Source organism: Sphingobium aquiterrae (genome assembly GCF_037154135.1).
Lineage (GTDB): Bacteria > Pseudomonadota > Alphaproteobacteria > Sphingomonadales > Sphingomonadaceae > Sphingobium > Sphingobium aquiterrae.
This window is the reverse complement of the sequence record NZ_JBANFL010000007.1, coordinates 141,152-162,476: the sequence shown is the minus strand read 5'-3', so window position 1 is coordinate 162,476 and position 21,325 is coordinate 141,152. Positions and strand designations below refer to the sequence as shown.

Sequence of the window (21,325 nt, the reverse complement as noted above, 5' to 3'; positions counted from 1 at the left end):
TCAACGATCGGCCGCCATCAGGGCCGCCAGTTCCGTGCTGCCGACGGCTGCCGATCGCAGAAAGCCCTGATAATAGTCGCACCCCTCGCGGGCGAGCAGCGCCAGTTGCCGGTCGGTCTCCACCCCTTCGGCGATCACCGCCAGCCCCAGCGATTTCGCCATCTGGATGACGCCGCGCACGATCACCCGGTCGCGCCGCGACCCCGCGATGTCCTGCGCCAGCGCGCTGTCGATCTTGAGATAGTCGAGCGGCAGCGCCTTCAAATAGGCGAGGCTGGAATAGCCCGTCCCGAAATCGTCTATGGCCACACGCAACCCTTCGGCACGCAGCCGGTCGAGCAGCTGGACGGCGCTGTCCATGTCCTCGATCAGGCCGCTTTCGGTGATCTCCACGGTCACGCGGGCGCGAGGGAAGCCGTTGCCATCCACCCGCGCCAGAAAATCGCCGAGGAAATCGGGCTGGGCGATGTCGGCGGCCGTGACGTTGATCGACAGGCGCAGCCTGTCCAGCGTGGCCGGCCATGCCGCCGCCAGACGCAGCGCCTCGCGCTGGATATGCGCGGACAGCGGCAACATGAAGTCGGACCGCCCCGCCGCCGCAAACAGCGCCGCAGCGCCCAGCATGCCATAATGGGGGTGCTGCCAGCGGGCCAGCGCCTCCACCCCGGCCATGCGGTTGTCCTTCGTGGCATATTGCGGCTGGAAGACCAGCTCGATCTCGCCCCGGTCCAGCGCAAGGCGCAGGTCGGCCTCCAGCCGGTCGCCATCCACTTCCCGGCTGCCGCGCGCGCTGCGCAGGATGCGGATGCCCTCGCTGGTCGAGGCGCGGGCATCCGCAAGGGCCGTGCCGGCGCGGCGCAGCAGCCGGGCGGCGTCATCATTGCGCAGCGCCTCGGCAATGCCGCAGCGCGCGGTCAGGTGGATCAGGTGATCGCCCGCGCTGAACGGCTTGCTGATCTCCGCCACCAGCCGCCGGGCGATGAAGGTCGCGCGGTCAACATGCGTCCCCGTCAACCCGACCAGGAATTCCGTCCCGGCGATCCGGGCGATGATCGCATCGCCGCCTGTGCCCAGATTGTCCACCAATCGCTCCATGCGGCGCGCGACGCGGCTGAGCAGGGCATTGCCGGCCACCTGCCCATAAGCGGAATTCAGCCGGTCGAACTGGCTGATGGCGATCAACATGGCGATGGGCCGCGCTTCATCCGGCTCCGCTATGCCACCCTGACCCTGACCCTGGCCCTGTGTCGCCGTCTCAAGCCATGCCAGCGCCGCCGCGCGGTTGCGCAGGCCGGTCAGATAGTCGCGCTGCTCGGGCGGGCGCTGCGCTTCGTTGACGAGCGGTTCCACCTCTCCGGCGATGCCGTCCGCATCCGGGTGGAGATGCTGCACCACCCGTCGCCCCGCGCCATCGCGCAGGCCATGGGCAAAGGCCGTGGGGCCGCCGCGCCGCGATGCGGTGCGGATTGCGCCCAGCATCGGCTGGCGGTCTTCCACCGCGACCGCCCGTAACAGGTCCCTTGGCATGCATTGCCGGCCGTTCAGCCCGATCTGCGCCGCCAGCGCTTCGCTGACCGTCACGAGGCCCGTGGCAAGATCATACCGCCAGCCGAGCGAATCGCTGCGCTGGATCGCGTGGCGATCGCGCGCCTGCGCGATCCCGCCGCCCAGCCGGTCGACATGCGCGGACGCGCTCGCCAGCACGGCGCGCAGGGAGGGCAATGTCGTCGGCCCGACCAGATAATGGGTCGCGCCCGCCGCGATCAGATCGGGCACCGCGTCGATGGCATCGGGATCGATCAGCGCGATCATCGCCCCGCCGGCTGCCATCACCGCATCGTTCAGCGCAACAAGCGGCGCCGTCCACGCGGCCCTGCCCCGCATGTCCACCAGCACCACCAGCGCATCCGACGCAAGGAAACGCTGCGCAATCGCCGTGGCGCGTCGCGCGGCGACGCTGCGCCAGCCCGCATCGGCTGCGCATTGCGCCAGACCGTCGCGGTCCGCCGCCGACAGGATGAACAGGCCCGGCCGCCAGTTGCCGTGCTGTTGCCCGTTCTCCATTAAATTCCTTTCACGACAGGCCGGGGAATATCCCCCGGCGACGCCATCCGCAGCGCAGCGCACCGTTCTAGCGCCGGAACCTTACCGCACGCTTGACGGCCCTCCCATGCACATATTGCGACCGACGCCATCGGCGCCCTTCCGATGCCGCGCCTTGCACGGACCCCTGCCATGCCCTAGCTTATATCCATGGAGACGCGCGAAAAGCGGCATGAAGGGTCGATGACCGACGGCTTTGGCCGGCGGATCGACTATCTGCGCATTTCCGTCACCGACCGCTGCGACCTGCGCTGCCGCTATTGCATGGCGGAGCGGATGACATTCCTGCCCAGAAACGAACTGCTGACGCTGGATGAGATCGGGATCATCGCGGACAGCTTCATCGCGCGCGGCGTCCGCAAGATCCGGCTGAGCGGTGGCGAACCCCTGGTGCGGCGCGATTTCGCGGATCTGGCGCGCCGGATCGGCCGGCATGTGAAGGCCGGCACGCTGGACGAGCTGACGCTCACGACCAACGGCACCCATCTGGCCGAACATGCCGCCGCGCTGGCGGATGCCGGCATCCGCAGGATCAATGTCAGCCTGGACAGCATCGACCCCGATCGCTTCGCCTTCATCACGCGCGGCGGACAGCTCGACCGCGTGCTGGCCGGCATGGCCGCCGCACAGGCGGAAGGCATGGCCGTCAAGGTCAACATGGTCGCGCTGCGCGGCCTGAACGAGGACGACATCCTGCCGATGCTCCGCTGGTGCGACGCGCAGGGGCATGACCTGACCCTGATCGAAACCATGCCCGTGGGCGACATCGACGAGGACCGGACGGACCGTTACCTGCCCCTGCATGAAGCGCTGGCGCCCGTCCGGGCCCATCACGCCATCACCCCCATCGCCCATCGGACCGGCGGCCCGGCCCGCTATTTCGCGGTGGAGGGCATGGCGCTGCGGCTGGGCCTCATCACGCCGATGAGCGACAATTTCTGCGCCGGGTGCAACCGCATGCGCATGACGTGCCAGGGGCGCATCTACATGTGCCTGGGGCATGAGGACCATGTCGACCTGAAGGCCGCCTTCCGCGAAGGCGGCGCGGCGGCCATCGACGTGCTGCTCGACCGCGCGCTGGAAGCCAAGCCGTTGCGCCACCAGTTCGCCATCGGCAAGGATGAAGCCGCCGCCACCCACCGCCACATGAGCGTTACCGGCGGATGAGCGCAGAACCGCGTCGGGGGCTGGTCGTATCGCCGACCCAGGCGGCGCGTGCGGCCGAGGAGCGGCTGCGCGCCGCCTATGACTTCGTGCCACCGGGGGAAGCGGACATCGTGATCGCGCTGGGCGGCGACGGCTTCATGCTGCAGACGCTGCATGCCATGCTCGAAACCCACCGGATCGTCCCGATCTTCGGCATGAACCTTGGCACCGTCGGCTTCCTGATGAACGAATGGCGGCTGGAGCGGCTGGAGCAGCGGCTGGAAGCGGCGAAGGTCTACAAGGTCAATCCGCTGCGGATGCGCGTGGAAACGGTCGACGGCGAGCGCTTTTCGATTCCCGCCATCAACGAAGTGTCGCTGCTGCGCGAAACGCGCCAGACCGCGAAGCTGGAGGTGGAGGTGAACGGTCGCGTCGTGCTGCCCGAACTGGTCTGCGACGGCGTGCTGGTGGCGACGCCGGCCGGGTCCACCGCCTATAATCTTTCCGCCCACGGCCCCATCCTGCCGCTGGGATCGGGCCTGGTGGCGCTGACCCCGATCAGCCCGTTCCGCCCGCGGCGCTGGCGCGGCGCGATCCTGCCGGAGAACACGACGCTGCGCTTTACCGTGCTGGACCCGGTCAAACGCCCCGTCAGCGCGGTGGGAGACCAGCGCGAAGTCCGCGATGTCGCGACGGTCGAGGTGAGCATAGATCGCGCCACGCCGCTGACCCTTTTGTTCGATCCCGAACACACGCTGGACGACCGAATCGCGGCCGAACAATTTATCGCATGACGGCACTGCTTTAGCGCTTGCGCTTTCACGAATCCCGCTGCTATAGGCGCGGCCTGCCCGGCGAAAGCCGGTCTGGTCCCTGATAGCTCAGCGGTAGAGCATCCGACTGTTAATCGGACGGTCGTAGGTTCGAATCCTACTCAGGGAGCCAACTTGAAACTCCAGAGCCACCCGACCCGGTCGGGGGCTCGGCGGGCGGGGCTCCAGACACAATTTTCTCAAGCATATCAAATGGTTCGCGGAAGGTGACCGTCAGCTGGCCGTTTGCCCACGTGCTGTTCAAAACCAACAGATTCAAAGCGATGTTTTTGCCGTTTTGTGACTGTAGGTTGAAGGTTGAGTGAGCCTTCCGAGCAAGATTCAGCAGCGCGATACCATCGTCGACGAAAGCGTCTTCCGCATTGTGGAGGGCATCTAGTCGCCGTAGACAGACCGCCCGCTCTTCGCGCCACGTCGCTGCCATTCGATCATGCATGTCGCTCGATATCCGACCGTCAAGATTATCGACATAAAGAGTGTCCAGGCGGTGCTGTAGCCGATCGGCGTCTGCCCGCAGTCGGGCAATCGCCTCAACCCGCTCCCGGCTCTTATCTGTATGAGATTCGCGAATAGCCCGCTCGATGAGCGAGAAGACCTCGTCATCCATGTGCAAACGGGCGAGTTGCTCCGAAAATGCCTTTGCTAAGGCTTCCTCTCGGACGTACTTCTCAGGGCATTTCTGCTTGAATCCGGAACAGTGGTAATAAATGTAGCGGCCACGCTGCATCTGAGCCACGACCGCACACCCACAGTGTCCGCACTTGATAAGGCCCGTGAACGCAAATCGTAATGGCTCGGCACGAACATTGCTCGCGCTGCGACCGTCCAGAACCTCCTGGACGTTCTCCCATGTCTCACGGGTTACGATCGGCTCATGGGTCCCCTGAAAAAGGCGTCCTGCCCACTCGAAAGCCCCTGCGTAGAGCCGGTTCCGAAGCATGTAGTGGATTGTGCTGATTCCAACCGGCCGTTGGCTGCGACGATAGCGGAGGCCGGCAGCTCTCGCTTTTTGTGTAACGTCCTTCAGAGCATAATCGCCAGTCTCGAACCATTCGAAGACGCGGGTTACGATGGGTGCGAGGTCGGGGTCAGGAACGATAATTTTCTTCCCAAGAGGCCCGACGACGTTGAGATACCCCAAAGGCGCCTGAGAGGGCCAGATGCCCTGCTTCGCCTTCTCCAGCATGCCCTTGCGGGCCTCTTCGGACAGATTGTCCACATAGTTCTTGGCCATGAGAACCTTGATCCCATGCATGAACTTTTCCGAAGAGCGCGAATCGCGAGACAGGACCGTTCCTTCCTTGACCAGATGGAGCTCGATGTCGAACCCATCAAGCGTTACCCAGTCTTTGATGTTGCGATAGAGCCTGTCCGTCTTTTCCACCAGCAGATGTCGGACGCCTGGATGCCCGCGAAGATACTTGAGCATCGCCTCAAACTGAGTTCGACCCGATTTTTTGGCGGTTTCAACGTCTACGTACTGCTCGACGATGAGGAGACCCATGCGCTCGGCGTATTCACGCACTAGAGCCACCTGGGCGTCGATCGAGAAGCCTTCCTTTTCCTGCTCAGCGGTAGATACGCGAGCATAGAGGACAGCCTTCTCGGTTCCGGCGGGGCGTCCCCGACCAGTCTGCTGCGCTTTGGGTTTACGTGGGCGTGCCATTTTCTCTGTCCTGAATCCTAACAAACGCCGTCCCATCCCCCCCCCCTTCCCTCCACTAAACGGCGAAGGACATAATTATGTGGGTGGCGATCGACGTGACTGTCTTCGCTTTTCATAATCGGATTTCCGAGACCGTCCACGGGGTTTGCCCCGAGGGTTCTTTTCCCGGATCGCTGCGGTCGGATCAACGGCGGACACCTCCCACTCGACGAGCATCCAGACATAATCGGCGAGATTGCCTAGCATGTTTCTGGCCCCGTTTTCGGAGACTTGCCGTTGCATTCTCTGCTCGAAGAGCGCCTGAGCATCGAGAACTAACTGCCGCGACAGCGCGCCTCTCCTGACCGTCCAACGGTCCTCTCTGCCGGACGGTTCATCCACGAAAGGCACGCGCGCCGTCTCGTCTACCTCATCGGAGACAGGTTTCGCCTCTCCATAGGTGGTGGAATCGAGCCTGGTCCGCCTCATTGCTTCACCGACGAGCGATCAGAGCCAAAGACGCGGCTACCGAAGCGATTCGCCAGATGGCGCGATACGGCGGCGGCATACCTTCGCTGTCGCCAAGCCGTTGGACTATGATAGACGCCGACCGCTTTCCAATAGTCGCGTGTTACGGACAGGCCTTTGAGGAATATCCATCTCGCCGCCTGCACGTTGAAGCATGGATCGCGAATCAGCCAAGCGCGCACGTCGGCGGGCGGGCGACCCACAGCATTAGCGAGCTTCGGCACCCAGAAGCTGTTGACCTGAAGTGGACCGAGGTCATGCGTGCCGTTGGTGTTGGCGATTTCGGCACCGATCCAGCCTGCCTCTTGGTCGCGCAGACCCCATAAGGTTTTTTCAAGCCAAGCACGGCCGCCTGATGCCTGCCGAATGCAGTCACCTATGCGAGCCTCGTGAATAGCCGCCGCCACAGGCCGCGCATTCGCGCCCGCTGGAGCAACAATCAGGATGAGCAGCGTCAGAAGCCGGCGGGTATGTCTGGCGTTAGCGATCATGGCCGGCGTCGTGATCCTGGGAGGGCGCGTGGGCAGATTCAGGAGCCGGTCGCGGCGCGGTCGTAGCGGACCGCCCGTCTTCGTGATCCTGTGCTTGGGCGGGACTTCGGTCGAGCAGCGAGACAATCCATCGATCCAGAATGGTCGCTGCGGACTGAGCACGGCTGGCGATGCGTTCGGCTATCCCCCTGGGACGAGAGATTTCCGAGGGTTCTCGTTGCGCCGCGGACCGATCCTCGCGGGCCTCGCGGGCCTCGCGATCGGTACGCTGCTCGGCTCGGAGCCGATCCCAGCGTTCCCCGTGGCGGGCCGTCCGGCCCCTAACGCTGTCCCGTTCGATCCGTCCCAGACCCTGGAGCGAAGAGGTCTTCTCGCCCGAGCGCTGTTTCAGCTTTTCGACCAGCCGCTTCCGGTCCTCTGTCCAAAGCTTCGCGCCGAACCTCGCGCGGGTGATGGCGGTGTAATAGTTCTGGCCAGTGACGAGCAGCGAATTCACCGGCGCAAGGACGTAGACCCGATCGTAGGTCTTGGACTGCGCGGAATAAACGGTTTCGCCGTAACCATGGTCCCAGTTCTTGTGCTGAGACAGATCGATCTCCTGGTTCCTGCCGTCTCGATCCCAGCGGATTGTCGCGAGCGTACCGTCGAGTCGCTCGACGGTGCCGCGCTCGGCATTTTTGAGATCCAGATCCTTGTTGACCAGACGCCACTGGATCCGATCGCCGGCGGCAAGAACGCGCGCTTCTTCCCTGAACACATTGATCTGGGAGGCCCGCCCTAGCCGGGGGTCCCAATGGATGCTTCGGCCATGCTCATCGACCAGATTGACTGTCTGGCGTCCGCGAGCATCCCGCCCGACCCCAATCACCTTGTATTCGGCATCCCGGGCGATCCCGAGCCCAACATTGTCGCGGGAGAACACCACGACCTGTCCTCGGGAATAGAAGCGTGCGAAATGCTTCTCCTGGTCGGACATGCCGGAGGGTGACAGGATTGAAAGCCGAGTCTCTTCGGCCGCGATGGCGCCCTCGGTTTTTAGAGCTTCGCGGACCTTGGTGTTGACGATCAGGCGGGTGGCATTCTCCAGCACCAGGATGTTGGTCTTCGCCCGTCCCTCGGGCGTCAGGCGCGTCCAATCAGCGACCAGAGACTCCGCAAGCTTCTCGCTGGTTTCGCCGCTAATGACCTTGTCCAGGGCCCCGATCGAACCGTCATAATTCTGGAGACGGGCCAGCCGGACGGCCTGCATGATCTTGTCGTCTTGCTGGCGGATTGGATCCTTCAGCTCCGCCCTGGGCATACCCAATCGCATCATCAGCCAGAAGGGTTTGCCCTGCTCGATTGCTCCTGTCTGACGGGTGTCACCGAGCAGGATGATACGCGCGCCGGTGGTCCGGCTGATCTCGAGTAGACGGATCGCCTGGCGGTTACCGAGCTGCCCGGCTTCGTCGATCAAGAGGACATGGCTGTCGTCGAGCCTCGCCCCGCCGGTGGCGAGCAGACTCGCCACCGTGCGCGATTCGATATTGGCTTTTTGACCCAATTCACCGGCAGCCGATGAGGTGGGAGCCAATGCTATCAGCGTGGCACTCTCCCCTACTGCTTCGCGTAATGCGCCGATGATGGTCGACTTTCCGGAGCCGGCCACACCGTGCACGGCAACAACCCGATGGTCGGTCGTGCCGATATGGAGAAGCGCCGTTCTCTGCTCTGACTTGAGATTGTGGGCAATCCCGGCGTCGCGGAGCGCTTCGACTGTCGCAAGCGGCCGCGCGTCGTTAAGGGCAAGCGCGAGATGGTCCGACAGCGCCATTTCCAGGCGGGCCGTCTTTCGTGTGGTACGGCCGCGCGTATGGATTTCGTCACCAGTGCGATGCCGGGTTTCCAGGAGCTTTGCCCGCGCCTGATGTTCCTCGACGACGGGTCGGATGTCGGAGAGGCGAACCTCCCCCACATGCGAAGCCAATGCCGTCTGCAACAACCGTCCTAAGTTGTTGACCGCTTCCTTACTTTCCGACTGACGGAGACCGAACAGCATAGCGCGCGCGGCAGTCGCGAGCTCGACCTCGATTTTCCGCTCCCCGACTTTTTCAGCGATCGCGCGCGTGTCCTTCACCGCTTCCGCATATTGCCCCAGTCGCCCGTCCCATCGCTGGTGCAATTCCTCAAGGGACACCTTCTGCTTCGGACCGCGTGTGACGTAGAATGCCTGCTGCCGCGCCGCCTGCCCGGTCAGACCATGTTCCTTCGCATGAGCCTCGATCTGCTCGGCGCGCTGGGACATCTCGGTGATCAGATCCCTGGGGACGCCCTTGATTTCGAAGAGGCCGCGCCCGGGATCGAAATCGACCTCATAGCCAAGCTCCTTGAGAAGGTGCGCCAGTTCGTTCCGATAGATCTGTCCCGCAGCCATCTGCTCGGCGAACATGGCGCGTGTCTCGAGGCTGACCTTCCTTGCGCCATCACGTTCATCGGTGATGTTCATGACGACGACATGGGTGTGAAGATGAGGATCGAGCTCGCGCGACGCATGTTCGGTGAAGCGAGCGTAGATGAGCCGGCCGGTCGTCTTCTCGACAACCTCTCTATCGACGCGATGCCGCATTGTGGCATGCTCTTCGAGGTAGGAGAGCGCGACCCCGACCGCCCGCTCATGCGCCTGTATGATACGATCATCGCCTGCCACCAGCGCCATGATCGAGACCGATTTCGGAGCGTTCACCGCGAAATCCCAGCCAGGGTGATGCTGGATGTTGCCATCCTTGCGGCGGCGGCCTAGCTGTTGATCACCAAGCTTGCCGGCAAGAAGCTCTTTGAAAACGCCGGGATCGACCTTCCCTTCAAGGCCGAGTTCGGCGGCGATCTTGCCACCCCATTCGGAGTGCTCGTCGGCGCCTTTGGTGTAATAGTCGCCGACGGTATAGTAGCGGGCGATGTTCGCGGGTTTTCCCTTCAGGCGGATGGGATTGATCATGCCGGCCTCGCTGTGTTGCGGGCGCCGTCATGGCGGCCGTGCTGGCTGAGGCGAAACCCGGCGGGCTTGCCGAACAATTCGAGCGGAGGTGAAGTGGGTGCCGGTTCGTTGTCCCCGTTCGGATGGGACGGCGACATCGGGCCGGCACTTGGGGCGCCATCCGATGTTTCTGACTCTTCTGGTGGCGGAGGAAGTGGCAACTCGGCCTCGTGCGCCTTGGGATCGGGCCGGCGTCGCTTCTGGGTGCCCGCCCTCGGCTTAGCCGGAGGCGGCGGCGTAACCGAAATAGGCGGCGCCGGTGGGACCGCGACCGCCAGCCGAACGGGCGGTGCTCTGCGCTCCTCGAACGCCTCGGCGACAGAAGCGACCTTATGGTAGCTGTCCTCGAACCGGACCACCGGCAGGCTGCGTCCGAAGCGCAGATAGCCCATCAGATTGGGCAGGTTGGTGACCTCGGTGTGCATGACCAGGGGCCGCGTCACCTGCATGCGCGAGAGGTTCACACCGTCGCGCATGTCGTTCACGCCATAGGACATGCCTTCGCTTGCCTCGACCTGCTCGACCTGGCCGAGGTTCTCGCTGACATGCTTTGCGGTCGGGGTGTCGTTGGCTCTGAGCGCCACCCACGTCGAGCAGTAGCCGGTGATCGCTGCGGCGTCCTGGATGCCGTAAGTCGCCTCGAGCTGAGGGTAGCTCTGAAAACCGAGGATGCCGCAGCCGCCGTATTTCCGGGCGCGGGCAAGGAAGTCGCCGAGCGAGGGCAGACGCTGGAGCGTCGGCAACTCGTCGATGACGCAATAGAGGCGGCGGCTGCGATCGGCTGTCATACTCATGATCGCGCTGATCGCGATGTCGAGCCACACCGTGATCAGGGGGCGGAGCGAGGGAAGCTGGTCCGCCTTCACGGTGATGAAGAGCCAGCTGTCGTCCCTTTCGTTGGCAACCCAGTCGCGGATCGAGAAGCCGTCGGCGGTATCGTCGAGATAGGAGAAGCTGCGCATGACGGAGGCGAGCTCGGCCTGGATGCCGGCGCTGGTACGCTCGCCTTCGGTCGAGATGAACGCCGCCGCATCGGTGCCGGCGGCGAAAGCAGCGAGGTCCTTCAGCTTGGAGCGCAGCAGCGTGTCGAGCAGGATCGAGACGAGAGTCTGTTCCTGGCGCGCCAACTTCCGCAGGACGGCGACCAGAGTCCCGCGCGCGGCCTTTGCCCAGAAGGGATCGCCAGTCTTGTCCGGGATCGTGGACTCGGCGATCTGGTCGTAGTGATAGTCGCGAGGAACATCGACCCAGGGCGACCAGCAATCCGCCCGGGCGTCGAGCGGGTTCAACAGCACGTCGATACCGGGCCGGTAGAATTTCTCGACGAAGGTTCCGGCAGTGTCATAGACGATGGCGCGGCGCTTCCGCTTGCGGATGCCGTCGAGCATCTTGACGATGATGTTGGTCTTGCCGGTGCCCGGAGCGCCGCAGATGAGAATGTGCTCCGGTTCGAAGGCGTCGGGCACGTTGACGCCGCCGATTTCGAAGCTGCCCCTGGCGTAGCGCCAGAGCGCGCGGCGAACCTGCCGAACGGTTCCAAAGCGCGCGCCGCGCAGGAACTGGTTGGAGCCAAGCCCTCTCCCCGTTCGGGTGAAATAGAACCAGGCCCAGAAGAGCATGGCGAGGGCGAAAAGCCCGGAGAGCGCTGCACCGTGGAGCAGGTAGGTCTCGAAGGCAGCGAGCGTCTTGTGGGCAACACCGGAGTCGAGCAAGCCCTTCGGCGTCGTCCAATACTGCTTGCCCGCCGGAGTCTTGAAGAGGATCGGGGTCGCGCTGCCGGGAACAGTGTCCCCCATGAAGGTCGCCTGGCCGAGCTTCAACAGAACGAAGCGCTCATACTCTGAGGATTTCTCAAGCGCGTACCAGATGATCCCACCGATCCAGATGACCAGTCCTGCAAGGAAGGTCTGGTAGAAGACCTGGGTGGTCATCCGGACGTTGTGGACGATGGCTTGCCCGCCGCGGGTCCAGGAGCCCAGCGTGTCGTGGCGGAAGATGCTCATGGCCGGTCCTGCTCGGGATCGAGCAGCCCCCTTTCGCGGAGGAGCCGGCGCGCCTCGCCCAGTCCCTTCTGGAGGATGTCGGGCGACCGCTCGCCGACAGACGTGGCGAGGATGGCGAAGGCCTGGATGACCGTCGCATGGAGCTCATCGAAGCGGGCATGGTAGCCCGAAGGATCTGTGCCTTCGAAGCGTTCGAGGATGTCGCGACAATAGGTCGCGGCGCCGAGACCGGCATTGCGCGCCTGGATAGAAAGGCGCGCATAGAGGTCATCGTCGATGCGAATAGTGATGCGTGCCAAGCGGCGGACTCCTTGTCCGGCACGCCAGCAACGTGGTGAAGCGTCACCCTTATAGCCGATTTACGCCGTGATCTCAACAATTTATCGAAACTGCCGGTGGCAGCCAGTGAGTGCCAAGCGAGATCAATCGCTTAGGCCCGCATCATTCCGGGCCTGGCTGCCGGCGGCAGCCGATCAGTGCCCGATCGACAGCCGCTCTGTGCCCTCTGAAAATGGCGAAATTCCTGGCGATTCGCGCCCGCAGCACCCGTGCGTGGGGTGCATTACACCCGCCTCCGGCGTGCGTCCCTCGCCCGCAGCGCGCTTGCCCGCTGCGCCCGTCGATCCCGATCGGCGCGGGTCCTCCCGGCAGGGGAGCCGCGCTTGATCGACTGCGCTCTGTTGGCGGGAAGGCGTTGCAAGCGAAAGCTCCTTGATGAATAGTCGGGACTGGCGAGCAGACCTCCTTCCTAGAAGGAGTCCAAACATGCCCAAGATGACGGAACGGGAACGGCTCGCGAAGATCGAGGCCGACCAGCGCAACCTCGCGCAAGAAGCCGAGACGGTGCGGCGCGGATTGCGGGCGCAATATGGAAAGGTCGCGACGGAGCTAGCGGTCGAGAGACTGAGCGAGCGCGAGTTTCGCGATGTCCTCGGCCAAGCGATCAGGGTCGGCGGTGGTGCCGCGCTGGCAGCCTTGAAGGCGCTTCCCGCTGCGTCCGATGATCCGCCCGCACGGGGTTTGCCGGTCAAGACTGGTGCCGCCGCGCGGGGGAAGTCCGGCGCCACGCCGCCGCCCGGATCGGAGGCCGGAGGAGCGAGCCAGGCGACGGTGCAGCCTTAGCGGAAAGGGGAGCGACGTTGGCGGGCGGAACGCCCGGCAAAAGGAGCGACGCGGGGGAAACCGTTCGGGTTTCCCCCGCTCGTGCGACAAGCACGACAAGGGACCGGCTGCGGTGGCCCGCGCCGGTCCCTCTCGTTCGGTGTTCGTCCGATCAGGCCGCTATGACGCGGCGCTTGCGCTTGATCGGCACATCGGGTTCCTGATCGGTCCTCATGAAAACATGCGTGGGCACGCGGTGGCCCTTCTCCGGGTTGAGCAGGTCATAGAGGCTCGACTGGATGCCGGAACCTTCGCACAGCAGCGCCTCGACCGGCATAAGCTCGGCAATGTCGCGGTTGCGCTTGAAGCCCTTGCCCTTGCCGCGTCCATAGAGGCCGAACGCGATACAGACGGCACCGCGCTGCGCTGCCCATGCGGCGGCGGCGGCGTCCACACCGGCGCGCTGCCCGGTGGTGACAAGCACCATGTGCGGGATGCGCGCCCTGATCTGGTCGAGCCTGTTCCAGATGACGCGCCAGTCGTGCCAGTCCTGCGGGCCGGAAACGACGACGACGGGGCCTTGCGGGTCGTAGCGATCGCGCCGCCGCTCGGATCGTGCGCGCAGGAAGTCGAGCGCGGAAATCTGGCTGGCGGTGGTGACATGGGATGCGCGCGAGCCTTTGGCCGGAGACCAAGGGCGACCGGCATAGGCGCGAAACATGGCGGCGGCATAGTCGCGCATGGCTTCCATTGCCGCGCGCTGTTCGGCGACCGACTGGCATTCAAGCTGGGTGTCTTCCAATTCCTTGTTGAACACCTCGCCCGGTTCCAGACGGCGGGCCATGTCGCGGATCGTATCGGCCAGCCTGTCCTCCCGGCTTTCCAGCTTGTTCGCGACGAAGTGAAAGCTGTTGACGAAGCCCCATGCGAGTTCCGGCGCAAGCGGGTCCAATCGCGTATCGTCCAGCAGGTCGAAAATGGCGGCGATGATCCCGCCGCATTCCGCCTGCGCCGCGAGCGGGTTGGGCATGGTGTGTTCGGCGGGTTCCTCGCCCGCGTCGATAATGGTAAGAGGCAAGGGATCGCCGAACGACGCCACGAAATCGGGGGTTGCGGTGAGTTCGGCATAGAGTTCCGGCAGGTCGGCAAAGTTGCTAACGCTGCGCAAGGCCGTTGGCTTGCTCATGGGATGGACTCCTTTGGTCGGGTGACGGTTCAGGACCGGGGAAGCGTTCCAGCGCTCCTCCGGCCCGCCTTTAGTGCCGCTTAGAAGGGCACCTCATCGTCAAGGCCGCGTCCGCCTCCGGTATATTCGCCGCCTGCCCCTGCGGTGCTGCCGCCGGAGAAACCGCCACCTGACCGGCCTCCGAAACCGCCCTGTCGTTGTCCGCCATTGGAGCGCCCGCCGAAGCCGCCGCCCTGCGCCTCGCGCTCGCGTTCGCGCCGCCACTGGACATCGAAGCCGTTCGTTTCGTCCCCGAACAAGGCGATGGGGAGCGGCTCGCGGAAACTCGGATCGTCGACCATGCCGGACAGGAACACCTCGTCATTGGAGCGCATCTTGCGTTCCCAGACGACACCGATCTGGATTTCGTCGCCCGCGCGGTTCGTCTCGTAGATTTCATAGACGGGGGCGCTGTCGCTCTGTCGATCCTCGACACGGCGCATGATGAGGTAGGGAAAGCGCATCTCGCGAGTGGCGATCTTGCCGATAATGTCGCTGGCGCGCTCGTCGAATTTGAAGCTACCGATCTTCATTACTTCATCCTTTCTCTTGGGTGCGGGCCGTTTTTCTTTCCCGGCCGCATACAAACCCTACTCCCTCCCCTCCATTACTTCCATGTTATTGATTTATTGACAGATTTTCATCGTGCCTGGTGAGCCCGAGCACAGACGGCCGCGTCAGCGGCCCACAAATGACGAAGACGCACCGGCCGCGCAGCGGTCGGTTCCGCTTGAATGGAAAGGGAGCGTGGGCCGGCTCGATCGTCATCGCACCCGGAGCCGCCCTCGCAGGTCCGAAGGCGCAGGGCGGGGCTCTTGTCCGCAAGAAGCACGGGAGGGGCTCTAGCGAAGCTTGGCGAAAAGGGGCCGGCGCTTCTGTTGAAAACAGACAAACATCGCCGGCCCCTTTTCGCCTAGCGTAGCTTTGTCCCGACGCAATTCTTGCGGACGAAACCCGTCCTGCAACGCACGGATCCTGCGAGGGCGGCGAAGGGGGCGATGCGGTCGGGCTGGCTCCACGATCCGCATCGCGCGACTAGCGCGATTCCTTAGGCGAAGCCTGCATTGCGGTCGTCGTGCGGCCGGACCCTTCGGTCGAGAGGGAAGCGCCTCACATGCCGCGCGCACCCGCGGAAGGGATCGTTACCGCGAAGCGGACAAGACCCCGCAAGGGGGCTTGGTCGGAGCGTAGTGGAGATAGAGCCCGGTGCCCGCCTCGGGCGGGCATCCGCCCACCCCGGCCACGACTGTCGGCCATTGCGAACCTCGCTGCGGTCATGTGATCGGTTCAAGGATTTCGCCACCGCCGCGTCGAATGCGCACACAATCGCTGCAAAGCCTGAGCGACGGCACCCCGGGCATTGCCTCGGCTGCGTTCACGAGGCGATAGTCGTCGGCCGGATCGCCGCATGCCGAACAGACATCCGGTGACCCCATACGCTGGATGGAGATGCGCGAGATGGCGCCAAGCCGGGGCTCCACGCGGTCCACGATCGAGAACCACAGATCCGAGTGCGGCGGAATGCGCTGCAAATGGCGAGCGGCTTCCTCGGGGTGGTGCCGCTTCAGCCAGGCGAGAGCAACGTCGCGCCGTGTCTGGTCGTTTACCACGAGCTGTTGGTAGAGCATTACGAGTTGCGCAGTGGTCTTCCGGCGGTTCGCCTCCAGAGCACGCTGGTAGTGAAGGAGATTGACGGCGAAGCGCAGGCCACCGGTGTGGAATTCCCGAACGGTGCTGATGCAATATTCGAGGAGGCCCTGATCGGGGTGAGGTCCGGCGCTCTCCTCCATATGGTCGAGATCGCAATGCCACGGGTTGATCGCGAAGTCGGCTCGCCAAAGGTCGAGATAGCCGCTCTCCCGATAGACGCGGGCGATCTCGTCGTCCCACTCGGGGTGATCCTGAACGAGCTGGTCGAGGTCGCTGAAGTTCTCGATCGATGGATCGAGGCGCCGCCCGGCGGCCAGTATGCGGTTCTGGACCTCCTGCATGTCGGCGATCGGGTTCGGGCGCTTGGCCCACGCCGCCAGCTCGGCTGGCGACACCGTCTCGGTCATGACCGGAAGCTCGGCGAGAAGCGGACTGCATCGGATATGCTCGGGCGTGCAATAGTCGGCGTCGGCCACGAGGTGGACGCCCGCGCTGGCGAACGCCCGGGCGACAAGGCGCGAACAGAAGAGTTGCCGTGTCCTTGGCTTGGGACCGCTCAGGACCGATCGCACCGCTTCGCTCTTGGAGTAACGTGTTCCGATTTCGGCGCGCGCGAAATCGATGATGATGCCAAGCTGAAGGTCGCTCGGGGGCAAGCGAAGGCGGAGCACGGTGACATGATCGTCCGGCCCGTAAAGCTCGCGCTGGATATTGTGCGCCTGCACGCCGTCATCGGTTGAGTCGACGATCGAGCCGTGCTGGACGCAGATCATGGCGTGAGATACCTGCCCCTTGGTGGCGAGGCGGATGGCCTTGCTCACCTTGCCGCGGGACGCGGTGAGGATGATGTCGCCCGGCATGAGCCGTTCGACCTTGATGCGGCGGGTCTGTTCGTCAGGCATGGGGTACCGTTAGCTGAGGTTGGTGGAGTCGAGGGTTCCCCGGATCCATAGCGTTGGCGGCTCTTCGGTATCGATATAGTCGCGGATCGTGCGCTCGGCGTCCGCGGGCGATCCGCCAACGCCGGCGCATGACCATATGCGGTCGATATGGGCATGCTCCGCATGCACCCAATCGAGAATTGTGAAGGCGGCGTGGCCATCGACGGTGCGGCTCGGAAAGCTGGGGGAGATCCGTGCGCTGTCCAAGGTCGCGACGGTGAGGATCGATCCTTTAATGGGATTCCTCGCATCGAGCTTGTTGGCGGCGATCAGCGCGGTTCCCATGACGGGCAACAGCGTCATGAGGCCACTTCCGAGCGACACGCAATCGTCCGACCCGTCGCACGCAATGGCCTCCCGGATCACCTTGGGCCACAGCCCCGAGATGTCGGCGAATTCCCCTTCGGCTATGGCAGCGCGGGCGAGACATCCGGCACGAGAGATGTGGCGCATGAGCGCAACGGCGATGGCGGCGCAGCGATCGAGCTGGGGCTCATGGAAGTCGGCGACGATGATGAATCCGTCCCCGAACTGGTGGGCGAAGAGGCGGTCGCCGTCATCGCGGTAGAGCCGGGTTCCGAGGCTGTAGATGCCCTCCATGAGGGCGCTCAGGCCCAACACGGCTTTGTGCCCACGCTCCCAGAGCGTGCCGAAGCCTTCAACGTCGATCCAGATCGACCAGCGTCTTCCATCTTCAATCGGCCGGGGTTCGACAGGCGCGCCTCGTTCGGTGGTCATCCGGCTCGTCCTGCCTTCTGCTGCGTGCTGCATATTGCGGTCTCCCATCGGGCATCTTGCGGCAAGGCCCTGCGGAGCGTGGCGCTCTCCTTGGGTGGCTTATGGGACAAGAGTGAGCCTTTGTCCGATCGAACGGTCGAGCCCTTCGCGAACCTCGGCGGCGACCGACCCGGCCAGCTCGTCGGGTGAGAGCCCGAGCAGGGCGACCACGCGCCGGCGCAGTTCGGGGATATATTTGCGGAACTGGCGTTCCTTGGGCCGGTCGGCCAAGGAATTCTCGATCGCATCGAGGCTCCAGAGGACGGTGATCCAGCACTCCATGAAGTCGACGGGCATGCCACTATAGTCACGCGCGATCATGAGCCGGGTGATCGCCGGCGTGCGGCCGCAGAAGAAGGCGACAAGGATACGGACGATGAAGCGCGGCCAGGATAGCGGGGCGCTCGAACCGTCGAGGCCGTGAGGGAGATCGGGACAGCGGGCCTTATAGAGGAGGCATAGGATCCAGAAGCGCAGTCGCAGGACATCACTCGGGCCGAGCGGTTCTTCGTCCCATTCGAGACCCTCGGCATAGCCGATAACGTGGCGCTCATAGAGGCGCCCGTCGATCGGGGCGGGATCATTCGGCTCCTCGTCCGGCTGGCGCGGCTGCTCAAGGTCGCCACCGTCGGCGCCATCATCGAGATCAGCGTCACCGCCCTCTTCCGCAAGCTCGTCATAGGCGGAATCATCGTCTTCGCCAGCGGTGGGAGCGGGAGTTCGGCCGGAGAGCAGATTGAGGAAATCGCGGATGCTGTCGCTGTAGGTCCCGGCGAGACTGTTCGCGCCAGCGGCGCCCGACCGCCCGCCGACAGGCCGCGCCTGCACGAATTCCTCATAGCTGAGCGCGACCGGGGGTTCGACCTCGCCATCGGCTTTGCGCATCGGCCTGCGTTTGGCCGCAATCTGAGGCGCATTGCTCGCTTGCTCGAAGTCGGCCCGGGCGAGAGTTTCGAAGGCCTGGTGCATCCAGAGATCGAAGTCGGTTCCATCGGTGAATGGCGCGAGCGCGCGAGCGACAGCCCCGGTCGCCACTTCCCTGCGACGTCCGCGCAATGCTTTCCGGTGTGTGACGTGGGCAATGGTCGAGCTGAAGTCGCCAGAGACGAAGCGCGCGAAGCACAGCGTCCGTTGGAGCGCCGGATCGATTGGCACCGTGCGCGTGTCGCCGGAATGGTGGAAGGACGCGCCCGGGATGGACAGGAGCAGGTTTGCTCCATTGTCGAGGAGTTGGACCTCGCCTTCCTGCATCCCGCCGCGCGCCGGGCGCCAGATGAGAATATCATTGTCGAGATCGAAGCTGCCGGGCTGGCGCGCTTCGATTGCCTTGAGGGGAATGGGTGTCGGTGGGGTGCGTGGCGGAAGATCGGCAAGCGCGATGACATCGCCGTCGAGCCAGCGATCGAGCCCGAGGGCTTCGCGTGCAGCCCCGCGCTGTAGCCTCCGATAGATGCAGGCCTCTGCATTGGAGCCGATGGCCCCTGCCCGCCCCAGCGCCGGGGTTGTGCAGTTCGCGCTTCCGAACAGGATATGGTCGTGACGCGCGGTGGAAGCGATGAGGATCTTGGCGTGGGTGAAGCGCCGGGTGGGCCAGCAAAGCTCGACGATACGGGGCTTGCTGGCGAACGGCGCGTCGGCCGGAAACTCGTGACTCGTGCTGTCGATCGGGAGGATGATCCGCTTGGGCGCGAGACGCCGGGAAAGATCGCCAAGGGCGGAAAGATCGTCGTCCCAATAGGGGCTGATCACCACCAGCGACTGAACCTTGTCGCCTCCGACGAAGGAGACGAAGTGATCGCCGATTCCCGTTTCGTCTGGGGCATGGAGGAACGCGATCGCCGAACCGTCGTCCAGTTCCTGCAGGACCAAACCGGGCGGACCGTCGAGCCACGCCGCGCGCTCGCCCGCCCAGCGCAGGGCTTCTCGCGCAGGCGACGGTTCGGATGGCACGAGCGCGTTAAGATAGCGCCAGATGGATCGGACGATCTCGCGCTCGGGACCGTCCTCATCCTTGCACTCGATCTCGATCGAGACTTCGGCGTTTCCGGCAAGGCCCGCCGCGGTCAGGTTGGCGGAGCTGACGAAGGCGCGAGCGCTGTCACGGCCGATCTGAAGGATTATCTTGGGGTGGAAAATCCCGTCGGCGGCTGGCGGGCTGTGGAGCGCATAGTCGCGCCCGAGCGCTGTCGGCAGGATCGATCCGTCCGAAAGGGCGAGTGACGCCATGCGTGCGTCGGTGATGAGGAGCAGGTTCGATGCGCCGCTCGCCATCAGCTGAGGCAGGAGGATTTGTTCGACAGCCGCGAACTCCACGGCGAAGCTCGTGACGATCGCACTGTGAAAGGGACGGCCGAGGCGGCGGCCGAGACGATCCGGCAGCCTCATCGGGAGGTTCCCAGCGCGTCGAACCCGAGCGCCGTCAGCCCATCCTCGTCCAGGAGATGGATGTCCTCGAGAAACTGGATGGCGGGCGCAAGGCGGGGCGTGGTGGCCACCGGCTGATATCCGGCGAGGAAGAAGAGGCGTCCATCGCGCAGCTCGAACAGGAAGGTGTAGTCGCGCTGCCGGCGGAGCTTCTGCATGGCGACCCAACTATGCCGGCGGACGACGCGGTCGATCACATAGTCGGCGATCCGGTCGACGACGCCGTCCGTATCCCTGCTTTCGAGCCAGTCGAGTTCCGTGCGGAGCGATCGTGCAGGACCGCGGCCAGGCAAGCCGCGCGCTGCCGCATCGGCGAGATCGGGACGTGTCCGAAGCCGCTGGTGCAAGGCAGCCATCAGGGTGATGGCAGGGATAGCCTTGTCGGCCGGCGCGCCGCGGGCGCTTGTCAGGTCATCCCATATGGCCTGATATGGAAAGGTCCCCGGATCGAGGCTCAGGCGCAGGTCGCGCCAGCTCCCTGCGAACGCGTCCTCGTCATGCCCTGTCAAATGGGAGACCACCTCGTCGCGGATATCAGCGAGAGTTTGGCCCTGCCCGTCCGCGTTGATGATCGTGATTGCCCAGGCAAGCATGGCGGCCGATGCCACCTGCATCAGATCCTGGCATTGATAGGCTTCCCAGTTGAGGCGCTGCGCCTTGAGACTTTCGGGCAAAGGTGCCTGCGGCGGGTTGAAGAGGTGCCAGCGGACATCCTCCGGTCCAGGCTGTTCCTCGATGGCGCGCGCGGTCTCCAGGATAAGGCTGAGCGTGGCGGCGCGACTTGCCGCCCCCTGCCCGGGCGACTGCTCGCGTGCGAAGAGAAGGGCTTCGTAGAAGCTGCGCTCCTCGCTTTCCAACTGGATCTGGGAGGGCGCGATCGGTTCGAGGCGATCGAGGTCGCGGGCGCTGACGCGGGCATCTGCCATCTTCTGGCGCAGGAGCTTTGCGAGATCGGGTCCGATCGCGTCGGCGAACAGGCCGGCCGCGCGCCGGCCGAGATCGCGGGTTGCGACCTGTATCCCGTGGCGGTTCTCGGTGAAGAGGCCCAATTCGGCCATCTGGGTATAGTAGGCGCCGCCGAAGACGCCGAGCGACTGGCGCAGATAGCGTTCCTGCGATGCGTCGGTGGAGGCCGCGGCCGCGAAGTCGATGACCCGCTCCTCTGCGGCCAACCGGCGGTTGGCCCAGTCGACGCCGCCCACGCCGGTTTCCCCTGCCCGCGCGGAGACCAGGGCATAGAGCGCTTCGGCGCGCCGCACCCAGGTGCGCCAGGCCTCGAACTCGCTGGTGGCGCCGCGGCGAGCATAGGTCTCGCTCACCCAGCAATAATAGCCGTAATAGCGCATCCGCAGGGTGACGTTGCTGATGCCGGGGAGAAGCGACTGGTAAAGCACAACCCCGCTATTCTGCATTCCAAGCGGATCAAGGCCGCGCTTGTCGGCCCT

15 protein-coding genes and 1 tRNA gene are annotated in these 21,325 nt (G+C 64.5%); 4 read left to right on the top strand and 12 right to left on the bottom strand.

All coding sequences use genetic code 11. The features are described 5' to 3' along the window. Positions 1 to 2,064 carry a putative bifunctional diguanylate cyclase/phosphodiesterase gene (locus tag WFP78_RS09650; RefSeq protein ID WP_336961098.1) on the bottom strand — a complete coding sequence of 688 codons (2,064 nt, stop codon included), beginning with the start codon at positions 2,062 to 2,064 and terminating at the stop codon, positions 1 to 3. A gap of 189 nt (positions 2,065 to 2,253) precedes the next feature. Here WFP78_RS09650 and moaA point away from each other — a divergent pair, with 189 nt between their 5' ends. From moaA to WFP78_RS09635, 3 genes are all read left to right on the top strand, one after another. Next, positions 2,254 to 3,270, top strand: coding sequence for a GTP 3',8-cyclase MoaA (gene moaA, locus WFP78_RS09645; RefSeq protein ID WP_336961095.1), 1,017 nt, complete (start codon positions 2,254 to 2,256; stop codon positions 3,268 to 3,270). Then, entirely contained in the window at positions 3,267 to 4,043 is a 777-nt protein-coding gene (locus tag WFP78_RS09640; RefSeq protein WP_336961091.1) for an NAD kinase, read from the top strand. The genes moaA and WFP78_RS09640 overlap by 4 nt, the downstream gene beginning before the upstream one ends. 76 nt (positions 4,044 to 4,119) lie before the next feature. After that, positions 4,120 to 4,194 (top strand) — tRNA-Asn (locus WFP78_RS09635). On the opposite strand, the gene WFP78_RS09630 is transcribed toward WFP78_RS09635, so the two are convergent. The 5 genes from WFP78_RS09630 to WFP78_RS09610 all read right to left on the bottom strand — a co-directional run bounded on the left by WFP78_RS09630 (position 4,180) and on the right by WFP78_RS09610 (position 12,061). Then, entirely contained in the window at positions 4,180 to 5,748 is a 1,569-nt protein-coding gene (locus WFP78_RS09630) for a recombinase family protein (protein ID WP_336961088.1), read from the bottom strand. The two genes, WFP78_RS09635 and WFP78_RS09630, sit on opposite strands and share 15 nt — an antisense overlap. A gap of 464 nt (positions 5,749 to 6,212) precedes the next feature. Beyond that, on the bottom strand, positions 6,213 to 6,746 hold the full coding sequence (locus WFP78_RS09625; RefSeq protein ID WP_048577633.1) for a lytic transglycosylase domain-containing protein: 534 nt from the start codon (positions 6,744 to 6,746) through the stop codon (positions 6,213 to 6,215). Further along, positions 6,736 to 9,720 carry a MobF family relaxase gene (mobF, locus tag WFP78_RS09620; protein ID WP_336961083.1) on the bottom strand — a complete coding sequence of 995 codons (2,985 nt, stop codon included), beginning with the start codon at positions 9,718 to 9,720 and terminating at the stop codon, positions 6,736 to 6,738. Before mobF ends, WFP78_RS09625 begins: the two co-directional genes overlap by 11 nt. Continuing rightward, entirely contained in the window at positions 9,717 to 11,762 is a 2,046-nt protein-coding gene (locus tag WFP78_RS09615; protein ID WP_336961080.1) for a type IV secretion system DNA-binding domain-containing protein, read from the bottom strand. The genes mobF and WFP78_RS09615 overlap by 4 nt, the downstream gene beginning before the upstream one ends. Continuing rightward, positions 11,759 to 12,061, bottom strand: a complete 303-nt coding sequence (locus WFP78_RS09610; protein WP_272799423.1) for a hypothetical protein — start codon at positions 12,059 to 12,061, stop codon at positions 11,759 to 11,761. The genes WFP78_RS09615 and WFP78_RS09610 overlap by 4 nt, the downstream gene beginning before the upstream one ends. Positions 12,062 to 12,527: 466 nt before the next feature. Here WFP78_RS09610 and WFP78_RS09605 point away from each other — a divergent pair, with 466 nt between their 5' ends. Next, on the top strand, positions 12,528 to 12,884 hold the full coding sequence (locus tag WFP78_RS09605; RefSeq protein WP_082166247.1) for a hypothetical protein: 357 nt from the start codon (positions 12,528 to 12,530) through the stop codon (positions 12,882 to 12,884). Positions 12,885 to 13,035: 151 nt separating this feature from the next. On the opposite strand, the gene WFP78_RS09600 is transcribed toward WFP78_RS09605, so the two are convergent. The 6 genes from WFP78_RS09600 to WFP78_RS09575 form a co-directional block, all read right to left on the bottom strand. After that, on the bottom strand, positions 13,036 to 14,049 hold the full coding sequence (locus WFP78_RS09600; RefSeq protein ID WP_048577629.1) for a DUF2493 domain-containing protein: 1,014 nt from the start codon (positions 14,047 to 14,049) through the stop codon (positions 13,036 to 13,038). An 80-nt stretch (positions 14,050 to 14,129) separates the two neighbouring features. Continuing rightward, positions 14,130 to 14,621 (bottom strand): DUF736 domain-containing protein, encoded by a 492-nt coding sequence (locus WFP78_RS09595; RefSeq protein ID WP_043149995.1) that lies wholly within the window; start codon positions 14,619 to 14,621, stop codon positions 14,130 to 14,132. 741 nt (positions 14,622 to 15,362) lie between these two features. Continuing rightward, positions 15,363 to 16,640, bottom strand: a complete 1,278-nt coding sequence (locus WFP78_RS09590; protein WP_336961075.1) for a YiiX/YebB-like N1pC/P60 family cysteine hydrolase — start codon at positions 16,638 to 16,640, stop codon at positions 15,363 to 15,365. A 9-nt stretch (positions 16,641 to 16,649) separates the two neighbouring features. Then, positions 16,650 to 17,417 carry a hypothetical protein gene (locus WFP78_RS09585; RefSeq protein ID WP_336961073.1) on the bottom strand — a complete coding sequence of 256 codons (768 nt, stop codon included), beginning with the start codon at positions 17,415 to 17,417 and terminating at the stop codon, positions 16,650 to 16,652. A gap of 99 nt (positions 17,418 to 17,516) precedes the next feature. After that, the gene (locus WFP78_RS09580; RefSeq protein WP_336961070.1) at positions 17,517 to 19,841 is read right to left on the bottom strand and encodes a phospholipase D-like domain-containing protein; all 2,325 of its coding nucleotides are present in this window, start codon (positions 19,839 to 19,841) and stop codon (positions 17,517 to 17,519) included. Then, entirely contained in the window at positions 19,838 to 21,292 is a 1,455-nt protein-coding gene (locus WFP78_RS09575; RefSeq protein ID WP_336961067.1) for a hypothetical protein, read from the bottom strand. The genes WFP78_RS09580 and WFP78_RS09575 overlap by 4 nt, the downstream gene beginning before the upstream one ends. Between the last annotated feature and the right edge of the window lie 33 nt (positions 21,293 to 21,325).